The organism is Micromonospora sp. CA-240977 (genome assembly GCF_050942285.1).
Classification (GTDB): Bacteria; Actinomycetota; Actinomycetes; order Mycobacteriales; family Micromonosporaceae; genus Micromonospora.
This window is the reverse complement of record NZ_CP192055.1, coordinates 2,233,032-2,248,692: the sequence shown is the minus strand read 5'-3', so window position 1 is coordinate 2,248,692 and position 15,661 is coordinate 2,233,032. Positions and strand designations below refer to the sequence as shown.

Genomic DNA, 15,661 nt, shown 5'->3' with positions numbered 1-15,661 from the left:
GTGCGGACGGGTCAGGCGCGGCGGATCATGATGTCGCCGTAGGAGGTGTGCGCCCGGACCTCGACCGTCTCGTCGGTCTGCGCCGGGCCGTCGGCCGTCTCCAGGGCGTTGTGCACGCGGCCGTGCTTCGAACTGACGTCGAGCCAGGCGGCGGTCCCGCGCCGGACGCCGACCTCGATGGCCCCGTACGAGGTGTTCAGCTCGATCGCCCCCCGGACGACCTCACCCAGCCGGACGTTGCCGTAGGCGGTGCGTGCCGTCACCGAGGCCAGCGGCGCGTCGAGGGTGATGTCGCCGTACGCGGTGTTGACCCGGACGTCGCCGCCACTGCGGCCGATCCAGCAGTCACCGGAGGAGTTCTTGATCTCGGCGGAGCCGTCGACCGCACCGATGCGCACCTTGCCGGACGAGACCTTCACCCGGGCCGAGCCCGCGACCCGCTCCACCACCACCTCGCCGTGGCTGCTGTCGATGTCCAACGGCCCGGTCTCGTCGAGCCGGATCCCGCTCCCGGTCTTGATCCGGCACTCGCCCAGCCGACCCTCGCAGCGGAACGCCGCCCAGGACGACTCGGCGTGCACTCGCGATCCGGCCGGCAGCTCGATCAGGACGTCGACCGACGGCCCCGAACCGAAGCCGTAGCGGCGCCAACTCTTCGACACCCGGATCAGTAGTTGCCCTGCGGCGTACTCGACGGTGGTCTGGTCGGCCGCGCTCACGTCGGCCTTGCTCGACGGGTCGCGGGGCCGCACCGTCACCATCGTGTCGGTGCGGTCGGTCGCCTTGATCCAGACATCTCCCACGGGCAGCTCGACCCGGACGGCGATGGGTTCTGGCGTGTCGAAAACAGGCATGGTGGTCTCCCGGAAGGGGGTCGGCGAATGTCGCCGCTGGTCAGCGGCGCGAAGACAACGGGGGTGCGGAGAGTTAGCGGGCCCAGCCGGTGACGTGCTGGCCGGAGCGCGGCTCCACCCGGCGGGGTGGGCGACGCTCCGTCTCGCCGGCGTTGACGGCCCCGGCGACGGCGCGCACCAGCCAGGCGTTGACCGAGAGGCCGGCCCGCCCGGCGGCCTCCTCGACGCTGGCCTTGAGGTGGTCGGGGAGTCGGAGGTTGATCCGCGAGGTGCCGCCCTCCTCCCCCTCGGGCGCGGGGGCCGGCGCGGACAGCGGCGGCGGGCCGCTGGCCGCACTCACCTCGTCGACCATGGGACTGGCCGGCGTCACCACGAAGTCCGGCTCGCGCCCCCGCAGCCGGACGTGCACCGAACCCGGCGCGAGGTCGCGGGTGATCTCGTCGGCGGCGTCGGACAGTGCCTCGAGCAACGTGAGGCGGGTCGCCGCCTCCAACTGGGCGAAGAGCCGCTCGGCAAGCATCCGGGCCTCGGGGTCGACCCCCTCCGCGGCCACGGCGAACTCGTCTCGCAGGTTCTCGACGTATGACCTCAGCTCCATGGCACCATCATGGCACCACTTTGGCTCAGAGTGCAACAGCCGTGGCTCAAGATGGTGCCGGCAGATCAGTCGCGCTGCGGGACGCCTGTCGCTTCCAGCTCGCCGAACATGCTCCGGACCAGGTGATTCGCGTCCTCCTGGGTCAGCCCGGTGGCCACCAGCAGGTCGCTGACCGTCGTCCGGATCTGCGCCACCACCACGGCACCGGAGAAGCCGACCCCCTCCCGGTAGGCATGGCCGGCCGCCCGGACCGCCCGCAACGCCTGCTCGCGTGCCCGGTTCGGCTCGACCGCGGCGGCGAACTGCCGCTTGAGCAACCGGACGGCCTCGGCGAGATCGGCCACCGCCCCCGGCAGCGAGTCCGGGACCGGTTCACCGTCCTCGATCAGCGTCACCGACCGACGGATCAGCGTTCCGCTGTTGCGCATCGCCCTGTCGATCGGCTCCGCCGCCTGCGCGTACCGGCTCACCGGGCCGCGCCGTTCGTGCCAGTGCAGCGGCGACAGGACGCTTGCCTCCCGCGCGCCCTGGGTCGCCTCGACGAACGCCTGCAACTGGCCCTTGTTCTGCCGCAGCTCACCTCGGGCGGTGCGGGCCCGGGCAGCGTCCCGCTCGGCCAGCGCGCTGGCGGTCGCGTCGAGTTGGTTGACGAGCAGATCCAACGCCGGCCGCGCGGCCCGGTTGAGCACCCGCAGCGGGTTCAGCGGCAACAGCACGGCGGTGACAAGCAGCGCCAGACCTCCCCCGACCAGCGCGTCCACGAACCGAGGGAACTCCAGATCACGGACGGACGGGCTGAGCGTGACGATCAGCACCGCCGTCGCCCCGGCCTGGACCACCACCGCCGCACTGCCCGCGAGGAACAACGCGACAACGATCGCGAGCACGACGATCAGGGCGAGCTGCCACCACCCGGTGCCGATCACCAGGAGCAGCAGGTCACCGATCAGCACCCCCACGGTGACCCCGATGATCAGCTCGACGGTACGACGGAGCCGTTGCCCGACGGACGCGGCGAGCGTCGACACCGCGGAGATCGGTGCGAAGACCGGCTGCGACACGTGCAACAGCTCGTGCGCCACGAACCACGCCAGCGCGGCGGCCAGACCCGCCTGCAGCGCCAGCCCGCCGATCGCCCGTACCCGACGCATCCGGTCGCGCAGCGTGAACATGGCGCGGTGCCAGAGCCGGACCACGATCGGAGCGCGGCTGTCCGCTCCGTGCCGACCGGCAGCGACCATGGCGGCACCTACCCCGCCAGCGCCCGCTCAATCCCCGCGCTGGTGGGTCGACACCCCCGCCGGAGAGTGCGCGGCGTCGACCGCGTCGGAGGTCGGGCCGGGGGCGACCGTTCCGGCGTAGGTGGGGCGCGCCGCGATTGAGGCCGCCCGACTCGGGTAGACCGCAGTCCGGGTGGCGACCCGGCACCGTGTTGGCAGGGCTGGCCTCGGGTGGATCGGGTGACATGGGGCTGCCGGGACGCCTCGGGGGGACCATCGGATGGATCAGCGCGGTTGAGCGGGCCAGACATCTCCGCCGGCATCGTGGAGCTGCGGGTGCACGGAGTCTCCGGCGCGAACGCCGAAGAGGTGCTGGACCTGCAACAGACCGCGCAGGTGGCGGGTGACCGCAGCGGAGGCTTCTACCGGCCGCGCCCCCGGTATTCGAACACGACGGGCCCGCACGGGGTGACGCTGGAGGCGTACCGCTGGGGCGATCTGCCCTCCGGGACCGTGGCCCGCGCCCTGGGGCTGGTCTTCCTGCTGCCGTTCATGCTTGTCAACGTGGCGATCTGGATGCGTCCCGCGAACGCCGGTTCGGAGGCGGTGGTCAGGTCGTTGTGCCGGGTGCTGGCGCTCACGCTCACCGTGTTCTACGTGCTCGCCATCGCCGGCGTCGCCCTGGATCTCGTCGGCTGGCAGTGTCTGAACTCGCCGAACTGCCTCGCCGGACGCAGTTGGCTGTCCTGGTTGAGCGGGCGGCCGGCCGGGCTGCGACTGGCGGTGCTCGCGCTGGTCCCGGCCACCGCGATCGGCCTGATCTGGCGCATCAGCAACCGCCCTGGGCGGACGTTCGAGGCGTTTCGCGCACCCGAGCAGGTCTCCGGGCATCGGCTCGGCGCGGTCGGTCAGTGGGGCGCCGAGCCGCTGGTCGGCCGGCTGCGCTCGATCCACGTCGCCGCCGCGTTCGCGACGCTGGACCTCACCCTGCTCCTGGCCCGGGTCGCCACCGGAGCCACCGCCACCGGCGTCGCGTTGACGGTGGCCACCGTGGTGGTCCTGGCCGCCTGCGTGGGATCGCTCTGCACTCCCCCGCTGATCGACCGGGCCGCCACCGATCGACGACTCGACGGGATCACCCAAGCGCTGCGGTCCACCTCCCTCGTCCTGACCGTTCTCGTGGTCGTCTACGTGCTGGCCAGCCCGCAACCGTGGGACGGACGCCACGAGCTGCCCGGCTACGACACGACAGTGGCCGGGCTGTTCGTGGCGCAGACGACGCTGCTGGCCGCCCTGGGCGTGGTGCTGCTCCGGCGCCGGGACCGGCGGCGGGGTGCGCCCCCACTGTTCGGGCTGGGTGGGCTCGCGATCGCGGCCGCCGGGATCAGCGTGGCGGTGGCGTACTCCGCCGAGCTGGTCTACCGGGCGGCGGACTTCCTCGACCGCGACGTGCCGACCGGTGCGGGCATCGCCGCCGGCCCACCCCGCGCGTACACGTGGGTGATCTTCGGCTTCCTGCGCGCGATCGTGATCACGCTGATCGTCGCCGGTCTGGTCATCGTGATCTCCCGCCGCGGCCGGCGTCGTGTCGCCGCGGCGATCGTCGCCCACGACTACCCGAACCCGCCGACGGAGGCGAGAACACGACTGCGACAGGTCCGCGACGCGATAGCCCGGGCCCGGTTCACCGAGAAACTGGTGCCACTGGCCGTGCTCTTCGGCTGCCTCGCCGGACTCGCCACGGCCACCACCACCATCGGCCTGCTGGGACAGTTCCCGAGCGACGTCGTCGAGCGAAGCGCCGGCTTGCCGGCGGACGCTGTCACCTTCGCCATCGCGTTCGGCAGCTGGCTGATCGCCGCGATCATCCTCGGTCTGATCATCGGCAGTGTCTTCGCCTACCGGACCGTCCCGTTCCGGCGACACGTCGGCGTCCTCTGGGACCTCGGCACGTTCTGGCCCCGGGCCGCCCACCCCTTCGCGCCGCCCTGCTACGCCGAACGCGCCGTACCGGAGCTGACCCGCCGGATCACGTACCTCGTCGAAAGCGGCAACGCCGTGCTGCTCACCGGGCACAGCCACGGTTCGGTCCTGCTCGCCGCGACGGTGCTCCAACTGCCGCCGGAGGTCGGCAGCCGGGTCGCCCTGCTCACCCACGGGTCACCGCTGCGTCGCCTCTACGCGCGGCTCTTCCCCGCCTACATCGACGAGGCGGCGCTGCACGACATCGGCCGCCGGGTCGGTTGGCGCTGGGTGAACCTGTGGCGCGACACCGACCCGATCGGCGGCTGGGTCTTCTCCGCCCACCGGTCACCCCGGGCTGCCCCGAGCAGCGACCCGGCGGACGCCGTGGACCGTCGACAGCGCGATCCCCGCGACGTGGTGACGCCGGCCAGCGACAGCGTTCCCCCACCCATCCACGGACACTGGCCGGACGAGGCGGACGAGTCGTTCATTGAGGCGGTACGGGAGTTGGCGCGGCGCCTCGCCGGGCCGGCGGACCCACCCGTCGCGCCCGGGTAGCGGGCCGGGTCACCCGGGCCGGGTCGTCCGGGAGCGCCAGTCGTCGAGACGCGTGGCGGCGATGCGGGCGCCGTCGGCGGGGACCAGCGAGCGTTCGCCCAGCGTGGCGCCGAAGTACCGGGCACCCGGGTCGGCCACCACCGACCGGGGATCCTGCTGGGACGCGAGGATGGATCGGCCCAGTTCGTCGAGGCGGAACTGCTCCGGCCCACCGACCTCGACCACCGCGTTCGTGGGCGCGCCGACCACGACCTCAGCCACCGCGTCCGCGACGTCGTCCGCCGCCATCGGCTGGATGAGGACCGGCGCGAGGTGCACGGTGTCGCCGTCCGTGGCGGCGTCGATGATCCCCTGGAGAAATTCGAAGAACTGCGTGGCGTGCACCACGGAGTACGGAATCCCGGCCGCGACGACGAGCTTCTCCTGGGCAACCTTCGCCCGCATGTACCCGCTGTCCGGGATCCGGTCGCAACCCACGATGGAGAGCGCCGCGTAGTGGCCCACCCCGGCCTCCGCCGCGGCGGCGAGGAGATTGCGGGTGGACGTCTCGAAGAACTCCAGCACGGCCGCGTCCTCGAACGACGGCGAGTTCGACACGTCGACCACGACATCCGCACCCGCGAGCGCCTCGGCCACACCCTCGCCGGTCAGTGTGTTGACGCCGGTCTTCGGCGACGCCGGCACCGCTTCGTGCCCCCGGGCACCGAGATTGTCCACGAGCTTGGAGCCGATGAGGCCGCTGCCACCGATGACGACGATCTTCATGGTCGAACACGTCCTGTCTGCGCTGGGTTGTCAGCCGCCGCCCACCAGTAAGACGGAAACCGTGCGCCGATGCAGGACAATCGCTGAAGTACGGATCCCCTCGTCCCCCTGGAGGTCGACGTGGCCGTGGTGTCCCATCCGGTGTTCGCCAGGGTGTACGAGAGGCTCAGCGTCGCCATGGACCGCGCCGGCACTGCGGAGTTCCGGCGGGACCTGGTCGCCGGCCTGTCCGGCCGGGTGATCGAGATCGGCGCGGGCAACGGCCGGATGTTCGCCCACTATCCGCCCTCGGTGACCGAGGTCGTCGCGGTCGAACCGGAACGCCGGCTGCGCGCCGCCGCCGAGCGGGCGGCACCGGACGCGCCGGTACCGGTCACGGTCGTCGACGGTCTGGCGGACGCCCTGCCCGCGGGTGACGGCGAGTTCGACGCGGCGGTCGTCTCGCTGGTGTTGTGCACAGTGCCGGATCAGGCGAGCGCCCTCGCGGAGGTCAGCCGGGTGCTGCGCCCCGGCGGCCAGTTGCGCTTCTTCGAGCACGTCGCCGCCGAGCGGCACAGCGGCCTGCACCGGGCCCAACGACTGCTCGACGCGACACTGTGGCCGAAGCTGTTCGCCGGCTGCCACACCAACCGCGACACGGTCGCCGCCATCGGCGCCGAAGGGTTCGTGATCGAGGAGTTGCGTCGGTTCCGTTTCCCGGCCACCAGCAACAGCCCGTCCGCACCCTGCGTGCACGGCCGGGCGATCAGGCCCGCGGCGGCACCCCAGCCCTGACCGCACGCGAACGGAAAATCGTTTGCCGCGGGCGACGGGCTGCACGAGAGTGACGGACATGACGTACTGACGGAACCACCCCCGCATCCGCCCCCGGTGACACCTCCCGGAGGGCGTGCCGTCGTCCGTTCCCGCGTCTGTGTGAGAAGTGAGCCTCCTTGCTCCAGCACCACTCCCCTCGGGAGTCCCTGCCCCCGTCCACCCCCGCCACCGTCACGGTGTTCGCCTCGGCCGCGAGCTGGATCGAGTCCGCCGCGCTCGCCCAGTGCCAGCAGGTTGCCGCCCTCGACGGCATGATCCACGTTGCGGCGATGCCGGACCTGCACCCCGGCAAGGGCGCGCCCATCGGCGCGGCCATGGCGTCGACAGTGCTCTACCCGTTCCTGGTGGGCTCCGACATCGGTTGCGGCATCGCCGTGTTCCCCATCAGGCTCAAGCGGGCCGTGCCGGAGCGCCTCGCCGCCCGGTTCCCCGACCTCGACCGCTCGCTGGACCCGGACCGGGACGCCGACGACCCGGCCTGGGCGGTCGTCCAGGGCGACGTCCCGGCCGGTCACCTGGACGGTCTCGGGACGGTCGGCCGCGGCAACCACTTCGTCGAGCTGGCGCGCGTCGACACCGTCCTCGACGCGCGCCACGCGAGTCGTCTCGGGCTCGACGCCGGCGATCTCGTGCTCATCGTGCACACCGGTTCCCGTGGTCTGGGCGAGCGGATCCTGCGGGCGCACACCGAGGCGCACGGCGCCGGCGCCGCTCCCGATCCCGCCGCCTACCTGACGATGCACGACGACGCCGTGCGTTGGGGTTCGCTCAACCGGCGGGTGCTGGCGGCCCGGGTCGCGTACGCGTTGGGCGCGGAGCCCACCGCACCGATCGTCGATCAGTGCCACAACCTGGTCGAGGTCCGGGACGGGGTCTACCTGCACCGCAAGGGCGCGGCGCCGGGCGACGGCCGCGACGTCCTGGTCGCCGGCACCCGAGGCACTGCCTCCTACCTGGTGGCCGCCCACGCGGGGCCGGAGGCCAACCACTCGGTGGCGCACGGCGCCGGCCGCAAGATGTCGCGCGCCGACGCCCTGCGGCGGGGCCGGGCCAAGCACACGGTCGAGGAGCTACGCCGTACGCCGGTGGGCTCGCTGGTGGTGTGCGGTGACCGCCAACTGCTGTTCGAGGAGGCGCCCACGGCGTACAAGCGCATCGAGCAGGTGATCGCCGATCTCGTCGAGCACCGGCTGGCCACCCCGGTGGTCAGCACGACTCCCCTGGTCACCTACAAGACGCCCGATCTCGGGTCCACCAGCCGAGCGCAGCGGCGGGGCCACCGCGACGGACGGGGCCGGTCGTGAGCGTGCTCCTGCTGCTGTCCGCCGGTCGTGGTCCGCGCGAGTGCGCCTGGGCACTGGCCCAGCTACTGCATCGGCTGACCGGAGCTGGCACCCGCCGGGGTCTGACGATCGACCAGGTTCAGGTGATGCCCGGTGATCGGCCCGGCACCTACCGCTCGGTGCTCATCCGGATCACCGGCCCGGACGCCGACGCGTTCGCCGCCTCGTGGACCGGAACGCTGTGCTGGCAGGCCCCGAGTCCGTACCGGGCGAGCACGGGTCGGAAGAACTGGTATGTCACAGCGCAGCCGCCGTCACCCGACGCGGCGCCGACGCCGTTCGCCGAGGCGGACGTCGACATCGTCGGCTGTCGTACCGGCGGTCCGGGTGGTCAGCACCGCAACAAGGCCAGCACGGCGGTCCGGGCGACGCACCGTCCTTCGGGCCTCGTCGTCGTGGTGGACGAGGAACGGCAGTTCAGCCTGAACCGCCGGGCCGCCCTGGAGCTGCTGCGGCAACGCGTCGAGCAGGGCGACGAGGCAGTCCGGCGGGCCGTCACCACCGCCCGGTGGCGGGTGCACGACGACCTCGTCCGGGGCGACCCGGTGCGGGTGGAACGTCCGGAGCCCCACCGACCGGGCCGCCGAGGGTAGCGATCCGGGTCAGACGTCCTTCACCGCGTCCGCGAACGCCTGCGGCGCCTCCTGGGGCAGGTTGTGCCCGATCCCGCCGCCGACGGTCCGGTGTTCGTACTGCCCGGCGAACTGCTTGCCGTAGACGCTGGGCTCCAGGTGCGGCGCGCCGTTGGCGTCGCCTTCCAGCGAGATGCTGGGCACCGTGATCTTCGGTTTCGCGGCCAGCCGCTTCTCCACCTCGTCGTACTGCGACTCGCCGGGGGCGAGGGCCAGCCGCCACCGGTAGTTGTGGATCACGATCTCCACGTGGTCGGGGTTGTCGAACGCTGCCGCGCTGCGGTCGAAGGTGGCATCGTCGAACGACCACTTCGGGGACGCGGTCTGCCAGATCAGCCTGGCGAAGTCGCGCCGGTTCCTGTCGTAGCCCTCCCGGCCGCGTTCGGTGGCGAAGTAGTACTGGTACCACCAGGCCAGTTCCGCCTTCGGGGGCAGCGGCACCTTGCCCGATGCCTGGCCGTCGATCAGGTAGCCGCTCACCGACACCAGCCCTCGGCAGCGCTCGGGCCACAGGGCGGCCACGACGTCGGCCGTACGCGCGCCCCAGTCGAACCCGGCCAGCTTCGCGGAGTCGATCTTCAGGGCGTCCATGAGTGCGATGAGGTCGAGCCCCATGGCTGCCGGTTCGCCGTTGCGCATCGTGTCGTCGGAGAGGAACCGGGTCGTGCCGTAGCCCCGCAGGTACGGCACGACGACCCGACAGCCGGCGTCGGTGAGCAGCGGCACGACGTCGACGAAGCTGTGGATGTCGTACGGCCAGCCGTGCAGGAGGATCACGGCGGGACCGTCGGACGGACCGGCGTCGACGTACCCGACGTTCAGGACCCCGGCGTCGACCTGTCGGACGTCCCCGAACGATGCCCCCGTGCCGGCCTTCGCCATTGAACCTCTCCTCGCGTCCCAGCCCGTCGGATGTGCTGGTCACGCCTCAATCTAGGAAGCCGCCGGGTGGGCGATCGGGGTTTGCCGGTGATCGGCCCCGGCCCGACCCGGACTGGCTAGGATGCACGTTGCGTCGCCCTGCGCGACTTCGACCGGGGAACGACCGTAGGGTGATGACATGGCTGAGCGACCTCTGACCCTGATGGCGGTGCACGCCCATCCCGATGACGAGGCGACCAGCACCGGTGGCGTCCTCGCCCGCTACGCCGCGGAGGGGATCACGACGGTGCTGGTGACCTGCACCGACGGGCGATGCGGTGACGGCCCGGGTGGGGTCAAGCCGGGCGATCCGAAGCACGACCCGGCCGCCGTGGTGGCCATGCGCCGGGCCGAGCTGGAGGCCAGCTGCGCGGTGTTGAAGGTCAGCCACCTGGAAACCCTCGGTTACGCCGACTCCGGGATGATGGGCTGGCCGACAAACGACCAGCCCGGCGCGTTCTGGACGACGCCGGTGGCGGAGGCGGCGGACCGCCTCGCCGAGCTGATCCGGCAGTACCAGCCGGACGTGATCGTCACGTACGACGAGAACGGCTTCTACGGCCACCCGGACCACATCCAGGCGCACCGGATCACCATGGCCGCCGTGGAGCAGACGGACATCCCGGCGAAGGTGTACTGGACCACCGTCCCGCGCACCGCGTTCGAGCAGTTCGGCCAGATCATGCGGGAGCTCGGCGTCGACTGGGATGAGCCGGACCCGGCGGCGGAGCCGATGCCGCAGCTCGGCCTGCCCGATGACGAGATCAGCACCTGGGTGGACACGAGCAGCTTCGGGGCGCAGAAGTTCGACGCCCTGGCCACCCACGCCAGTCAGACCGAGAACATCTTCTTCCTGCAACTGGGCCGGGAGCGGTTCACCGAGCTGATGGGGATGGAGACCTTCGTGCGGGTGCGTGACCGCACCGACGCGCCGACCCCCGAGGACGACCTCTTCGCCGGTCTGCGCTGACCGCACAGGTCAGCTCCCGTAGCGACGCCAGACATCGTCGGCCACCCGGTCGACGATGTCGGCGGCGCGGCTGCGGCACGCCGCCGGTCTCCGGAAGTTTCGCGGGCGTCTCCACGGTGCCCGCGCAGGTCATATGACGAATTTCCGGAAGTTTTCAGCGTTGACGCCCGGACATAGACGGCCTTAACGTTTCGAGCAGGTTTCCGGTCGCCGGCCGGAACTACCGGCCCCCTGCCCCGAGCCGGGGCGCCCGATCGCGAACCCCGCTCCCATCCGCCAACACCGGACCCGCACCTTCTTGATCGACTTCTGTCGATAAGTGGTCTGGAGAGGAAGGCACATGAAGCTGAGACAGTGGACCACCGTCGGCATGGTCGCCGCGGCGACCGTCGCGGCGCTGAACACGGTGCCCGCCACCGCGAGTCGGCCGTACGACCCCACGGCGCAGAGCCTCGGCGCCCTCGGCCTGCGCCACGGCCTCCAGGTCGGCACCGCGGTCAACATGGATGCCCTCAACGACGCCGCTGACCCGCAGTACCGCGCGTTGGCCTCCTCGGAGTTCACCTCGGTCACCGCCGAGAACGTGATGAAGTGGGAGGTCCTGGAGCCCACCCGCGGCACCTACAACTGGGCGGCGGCCGACCAGCTCGTCGATTTCGCCAAGCGCAACCGGCAGAGCGTCCGCGGGCACGTGCTGGTCTGGCACAACCAACTGCCCGCCTGGCTGACAAGTGGTGTCGCCGACGGCTCCATCAGCAAGCAGGAGCTGCGCGAGCTGCTGCGCAAGCACATCACCACGGTCGTCAACCGGTACAAGGGCAAGATCTGGCAGTGGGACGTGGTCAACGAGGCGGTCAGCGACCCCTGGGACACCCCGTCGACACTGCACTACAAGGGCTTCTGGGCGGAGAACCTCGGGCCCGGCTACATCGCCGACGCGTTCCGCTGGGCGCGGGCGGCCGACCCCAAGGCCCTGCTGTTCTACAACGACTACAACATCGAGGCGTTCGGTTCCGGCAACCCGGCCGACGACAAGACCCAGTTCGTCTACGACATGACAAAGGGCCTACTGGCCCAGGGCGTGCCGATCGACGGCGTCGGCTCCCAGGGCCACCTGGGCACCCAGTACGGCAACTTCGACACCCTCCAGGTGACCGCCGCGCTGAAGAAGTTCGGTGGGCTCGGCGTCGCCACCGCGTTCACCGAGGTCGACGTCCGCAGTCAGATGACCGCGGGCGTCCAGGCCGGCAACGCGGAGGAGATCAACCCCCGGTTGCAGGCGTCGGCGGCCAACTTCAGCGTCCTGATGAAGGCGTGCCTCGCCGTGCGCAGTTGCCTGTCGTACACGGTCTGGGGTTTCAGCGACAACCACTCCTGGGTGCCCGGCTGGTTCGACGACCCGCCGGAGGGCCTGGCCACGATCTACGACGAGAACTACCAGCCCAAGCGGGCGTACCAGGAGCTGAAGTCGGACCTGATCCTCGCTGGCCCGCCGTACGTCCTGCCGCGCAGCACACCCCGACCCCGCCGCTGACCCTCGGTCGCGGCCTACTCGACGGCGTGTCCGTCGACGTACGGCCGTGTGGGGCGCGGCGGAGCCCCACACGGCCGGTACGTCACCACGGTCGTCGACGTTCGACTCACGTTCAGCTGTTCCGCGTCGCCATACGGACGCCGTTGGAGTATTGATGCCGGTTCTACCTGCTTATTGATGGTGTTGGTGTAACCATAGTGGGCGTGGGAACTGCGAAAACTGCCATGCCTGCGATCTCGCCGCTCACCGGCGATCCAATCAAGCGGGCCGATGCCGAACGGCTAGCGGGGGTGCTGAAGGCCTTCGCCGATCCGGCGCGACTGCGGCTGCTCAGCCTGATCCAGTCCGCGCCGGAAGGTGAGGCGTCCGTCAGCGACCTCACCGGGGCGCTCAACCTGTCCCAGCCGACAGTGAGTCACCACCTGCGGATCCTCACCGAGGCTGGCCTACTCGAACGCGACAAGCGGGGGGTGTGGGCCTACTACCGCCTGGTGCCCTCGGCGATCGCCCAGATCGCCGACCTGTTGACGCCGCCCCGGAAGCGGGCGACGAAGAAGAGCCGCTGACGCCTCACATCCGCTCCGGGGTTCGGATGCCGAGCAGGTGCAGCCCCTGCCGCAGCGTCCGGGCCGTCAGCTCGGCGAGCAGCAGGCGGCTCTCCCGCAGTTCGTCCGGTGCCCGCAGCACCGGGCAGCGCTCGTAGAACGCGTTGAACGCGGTGGCGAGCCGGTGCAGGTAACCGGCGAGGTGATGGAACTCGAGGCTCCGCTCCACCTCGCCCACAACGGCGGCGAAGCCGAGCAGCTCGACCGCGAGCGCCCGCTCCGCCGGCAGCGTGAGCACGAGGGGCGTGTCCGGCCGCGCGGTTGTCCCGGCGCGCCGGAACACCGACCGGATCCGGGCGTACACATACTGGAGGTACGGCGCGGTGTTGCCGTCCAGGGCGAGCATCCGCTCCCAGTCCAGGACATAGTCCTTGGTCCGATCAGTTGACAGGTCGGCGTACTTGACCGCGCCGATCCCCACCGCGCGACCGATCTCGGCGGCAGCTTCGGCATCCAGCTCCGGATTTCTCCGCCGGGCCAGGTCCGTGGCTCGGGTCACCGCCTCCTCCAGCAGCCCGGCCAGCTTCACCGACTCGCCAGCCCGGCTGCGCAGCATCCGCCCGTCGCCGCCGAGGATCGACCCGAAACCCAGATGTTCGGCCCGGGCCGGCGGAGACAGCCAACCGGCCGCCCGGGCGACCGCGAACACCATCGCGAAGTGCTGCCGCTGCGGCAGCCCGACGACGTACAACAGCCGGTTCGCGCCCAGTTCACCGACACGCTGCCGCAGCGCGGCCAGATCGGTGGCCGGATAGCCGTACCCCCCGTCGCTCTTGCGGACGATGAGCGGCACCGGCTCGCCGTCCCGGCCGCTGAACCCGACCGGGAAGACACAGTCGGCCCCACCGCTGGGCACCAGCATGCCCAACCGGCCCAGGTCGTCGACGACCCCCGCGAGCAGATCGTTGTAGGCGCTCTCGCCCCGGAAGTCGCCCTCGGACAACGTCACGTCGAGCAGGTCGTAGACGGTCAGGAAGTACCGCTCGGACTGCGCCACGAGCAGCCGCCACAACCGCAGCGTCCGCTCGTCGCCGCCCTGCAACGCGACCACCCGCAGCCGCGAGCGTTCCCGGAACGTCTCGTCGGCGTCGAACTTCACCCGCGCCGCCCGATAGAAGCCGTCCAGGTCACCCATCGACAACTCGTGCGCCGCACCGGACTCGCCGAGGTCGGCCAGGTGCTCGATCAGCATGCCGAACGGTGTCCCCCAGTCACCCAGGTGGTTGACCCGCACCACCCGGTGCCCCAGCCAGTCCAGCAGCCGCACCGCCGCGTCGCCGATGACAGTGGAGCGAAGATGCCCGACGTGCATCTCCTTCGCCACGTTCGGAGCCGAATAGTCGACCACCACGGTCTGCGGGGCCGCCGTCACCGGCACGCCGAGCCGGGCGTCACCGGCCAGCCCGGAGACCATGTCGGCAAGTGCCGGGTCGGCGACGGTGAGGTTGAGGAACCCTGGCCCGGAGACCACCGCCGACACGCAGACGTCGTCGAGCACCGCGTGTTCCAGCACCTCGGCGGCGATGTCGCGCGGCGGACGGCCGAGCCGCCGGGCCAGCGCGAGCGCCGCGTCGGATTGGAAATCCGCCCGCGGAGAGCGCCGCACGAGCGGATCAACCGGTCCGCCGGCCACCGCGGAGAACGCCGGTGCCAGCCGGTCGGACAACAACCTTTCAAGATCCATGAGTACGCCGATCTCACTCGGACCCGCGCTGTCAGGCGGGCCTCTGACGACAGGAGATGCGGGCGGACCGAGGACGACCAGCGCACGACCGGCGGCTCGATCCGCCGGTCGCAGGAAACAGGTCAGCGCAGGCGGGCGACGGATCGCCGGCGTCGCCGCGCACCGACCTGGACGTCATCCGACGCTCCGGTGCACTGGGCGATCACGCTGGTCATGCGGGCAGCTTAGCGGGCCGGCGGGTGTGTCGACATCCCGATTACCACCGCCCGGATGAGCGTCCGGCGGCCACGAATCGTCGTTTGGGACGGTACGCCACCGGGAACTGCCTCGACATCGACGAAGGGTGATCATGAGCCGACACACACCGCTACCGCCCGCCCGTACGCGACGCGTGCTCGCGCTGATCCCGTTGCTGGGCACCATGACACTTGCCACCGCCTGCACCACCACCGCGAACCCGCCCGGGTCGACCCCGTCGAGTGCGGCGTCGACATCCGCAGCGGTGGACCCGACGGGCCAGCCCTCGCCGAGCGTGAGCGCGAGCGGCCAGGCGGTCATCCCGACGTCAGCGTTCGTCGAATTACCGCCCGAGCTGCGGAAGTCTCCGCGTCGCACGGTGCCGGTCGAGGAGGCCCTGCCGAAGCTCTGCGGTAACGAGTTCGGCACCGGGGGCCGCCAGGTCACCGCCGCCGCGGCGATGACAGTCACCTACAAGGGGGCCGACGACGGTCCCTCCTACACGCCCCAGGGGATGGTCCACCAGACCATCTTCACCTTCGCCGGCACCGGGGCCACTGACTACCTGGCCCGGCTGCGCACCGACCTGGAGGCGTGTCCCTCCTACCAGCAGTCCGGGAACCGGGCGACAGTCAAGACCGAGGCTCTGCCCGGCGTCGGCGACGAGGCGCTGCTGCTGACCCGGACGTGGCCCAACACGAACCCGAACGGAGAACACACGGGCGGCAACGGGTCCAGCCAGATCGCGGTGGCCCGCGTCGACACTGTGGTGACGGTGTTCAACGACCAGGGGTGGGAGGGCTCCAGCGGCAATCCCGCGGTTGTGGACCGGGTCGTGCGTGACGGCGTGCGAGCCATCGACGCCTGGCAGGGATAGTCCCACCACGGCCGCCGGCGCGGGGTCGATCCCCCAGGTCTTCGGCGCGTCCCGCACCGGGACACGTTCGATCGTCGCGATG

14 protein-coding genes are annotated in these 15,661 nt (G+C 71.2%); 8 read left to right on the top strand and 6 right to left on the bottom strand.

The annotated features are described in order from the left end of the window. Positions 1 to 11: 11 nt before the first annotated feature. The 3 genes from ACQPWW_RS10470 to ACQPWW_RS10460 all read right to left on the bottom strand — a co-directional run bounded on the left by ACQPWW_RS10470 (position 12) and on the right by ACQPWW_RS10460 (position 2,693). Entirely contained in the window at positions 12 to 854 is an 843-nt protein-coding gene (locus ACQPWW_RS10470; RefSeq protein ID WP_433131503.1) for a DUF4097 family beta strand repeat-containing protein, read from the bottom strand. Between the two features lie 73 nt (positions 855 to 927). Beyond that, positions 928 to 1,452 carry a hypothetical protein gene (locus ACQPWW_RS10465; RefSeq protein WP_433131501.1) on the bottom strand — a complete coding sequence of 175 codons (525 nt, stop codon included), beginning with the start codon at positions 1,450 to 1,452 and terminating at the stop codon, positions 928 to 930. Positions 1,453 to 1,517: 65 nt separating this feature from the next. After that, entirely contained in the window at positions 1,518 to 2,693 is a 1,176-nt protein-coding gene (locus tag ACQPWW_RS10460; RefSeq protein WP_433131499.1) for an FUSC family protein, read from the bottom strand. Positions 2,694 to 2,966: 273 nt separating this feature from the next. Between ACQPWW_RS10460 and ACQPWW_RS10455 the strand changes: the two genes are divergently transcribed. Next, on the top strand, positions 2,967 to 5,195 hold the full coding sequence (locus ACQPWW_RS10455; RefSeq protein ID WP_433131497.1) for a hypothetical protein: 2,229 nt from the start codon (positions 2,967 to 2,969) through the stop codon (positions 5,193 to 5,195). A 9-nt stretch (positions 5,196 to 5,204) separates the two neighbouring features. On the opposite strand, the gene ACQPWW_RS10450 is transcribed toward ACQPWW_RS10455, so the two are convergent. Further along, positions 5,205 to 5,960 carry an SDR family oxidoreductase gene (locus ACQPWW_RS10450; RefSeq protein ID WP_433131495.1) on the bottom strand — a complete coding sequence of 252 codons (756 nt, stop codon included), beginning with the start codon at positions 5,958 to 5,960 and terminating at the stop codon, positions 5,205 to 5,207. 120 nt (positions 5,961 to 6,080) lie between these two features. Here ACQPWW_RS10450 and ACQPWW_RS10445 point away from each other — a divergent pair, with 120 nt between their 5' ends. From ACQPWW_RS10445 to prfH, 3 genes are all read left to right on the top strand, one after another. Next, a complete protein-coding gene (locus ACQPWW_RS10445) occupies positions 6,081 to 6,734 on the top strand; it encodes a class I SAM-dependent methyltransferase (RefSeq protein ID WP_433131493.1) in 654 nt (217 codons plus the stop codon). Positions 6,735 to 6,892: 158 nt separating this feature from the next. Further along, positions 6,893 to 8,080 carry an RNA ligase RtcB family protein gene (locus tag ACQPWW_RS10440; RefSeq protein ID WP_433131491.1) on the top strand — a complete coding sequence of 396 codons (1,188 nt, stop codon included), beginning with the start codon at positions 6,893 to 6,895 and terminating at the stop codon, positions 8,078 to 8,080. After that, positions 8,077 to 8,712 carry a peptide chain release factor H gene (prfH, locus tag ACQPWW_RS10435; protein ID WP_433131489.1) on the top strand — a complete coding sequence of 212 codons (636 nt, stop codon included), beginning with the start codon at positions 8,077 to 8,079 and terminating at the stop codon, positions 8,710 to 8,712. Before ACQPWW_RS10440 ends, prfH begins: the two co-directional genes overlap by 4 nt. 9 nt (positions 8,713 to 8,721) lie before the next feature. Here prfH and ACQPWW_RS10430 read toward each other — a convergent pair whose 3' ends face one another. Beyond that, on the bottom strand, positions 8,722 to 9,633 hold the full coding sequence (locus ACQPWW_RS10430; protein WP_433131487.1) for an alpha/beta fold hydrolase: 912 nt from the start codon (positions 9,631 to 9,633) through the stop codon (positions 8,722 to 8,724). 178 nt (positions 9,634 to 9,811) lie between these two features. On the opposite strand from ACQPWW_RS10430, the gene ACQPWW_RS10425 reads away from it, so the two are divergent. The 3 genes from ACQPWW_RS10425 to ACQPWW_RS10415 all read left to right on the top strand — a co-directional run bounded on the left by ACQPWW_RS10425 (position 9,812) and on the right by ACQPWW_RS10415 (position 12,742). Next, positions 9,812 to 10,642 (top strand): PIG-L family deacetylase, encoded by an 831-nt coding sequence (locus ACQPWW_RS10425; protein WP_433131485.1) that lies wholly within the window; start codon positions 9,812 to 9,814, stop codon positions 10,640 to 10,642. A 340-nt stretch (positions 10,643 to 10,982) separates the two neighbouring features. After that, positions 10,983 to 12,176, top strand: a complete 1,194-nt coding sequence (locus ACQPWW_RS10420; protein WP_433131483.1) for an endo-1,4-beta-xylanase — start codon at positions 10,983 to 10,985, stop codon at positions 12,174 to 12,176. Positions 12,177 to 12,400: 224 nt separating this feature from the next. Next, positions 12,401 to 12,742 carry an ArsR/SmtB family transcription factor gene (locus tag ACQPWW_RS10415; RefSeq protein WP_433131481.1) on the top strand — a complete coding sequence of 114 codons (342 nt, stop codon included), beginning with the start codon at positions 12,401 to 12,403 and terminating at the stop codon, positions 12,740 to 12,742. A gap of 4 nt (positions 12,743 to 12,746) precedes the next feature. Here ACQPWW_RS10415 and argS read toward each other — a convergent pair whose 3' ends face one another. Further along, on the bottom strand, positions 12,747 to 14,465 hold the full coding sequence (gene argS / locus ACQPWW_RS10410; protein WP_433131479.1) for an arginine--tRNA ligase: 1,719 nt from the start codon (positions 14,463 to 14,465) through the stop codon (positions 12,747 to 12,749). A gap of 349 nt (positions 14,466 to 14,814) precedes the next feature. Here argS and ACQPWW_RS10405 point away from each other — a divergent pair, with 349 nt between their 5' ends. After that, positions 14,815 to 15,579: a hypothetical protein gene (locus ACQPWW_RS10405; RefSeq protein WP_433131477.1), complete on the top strand. Its 765-nt coding sequence runs from the start codon at positions 14,815 to 14,817 to the stop codon at positions 15,577 to 15,579. Positions 15,580 to 15,661: the final 82 nt, after the last annotated feature.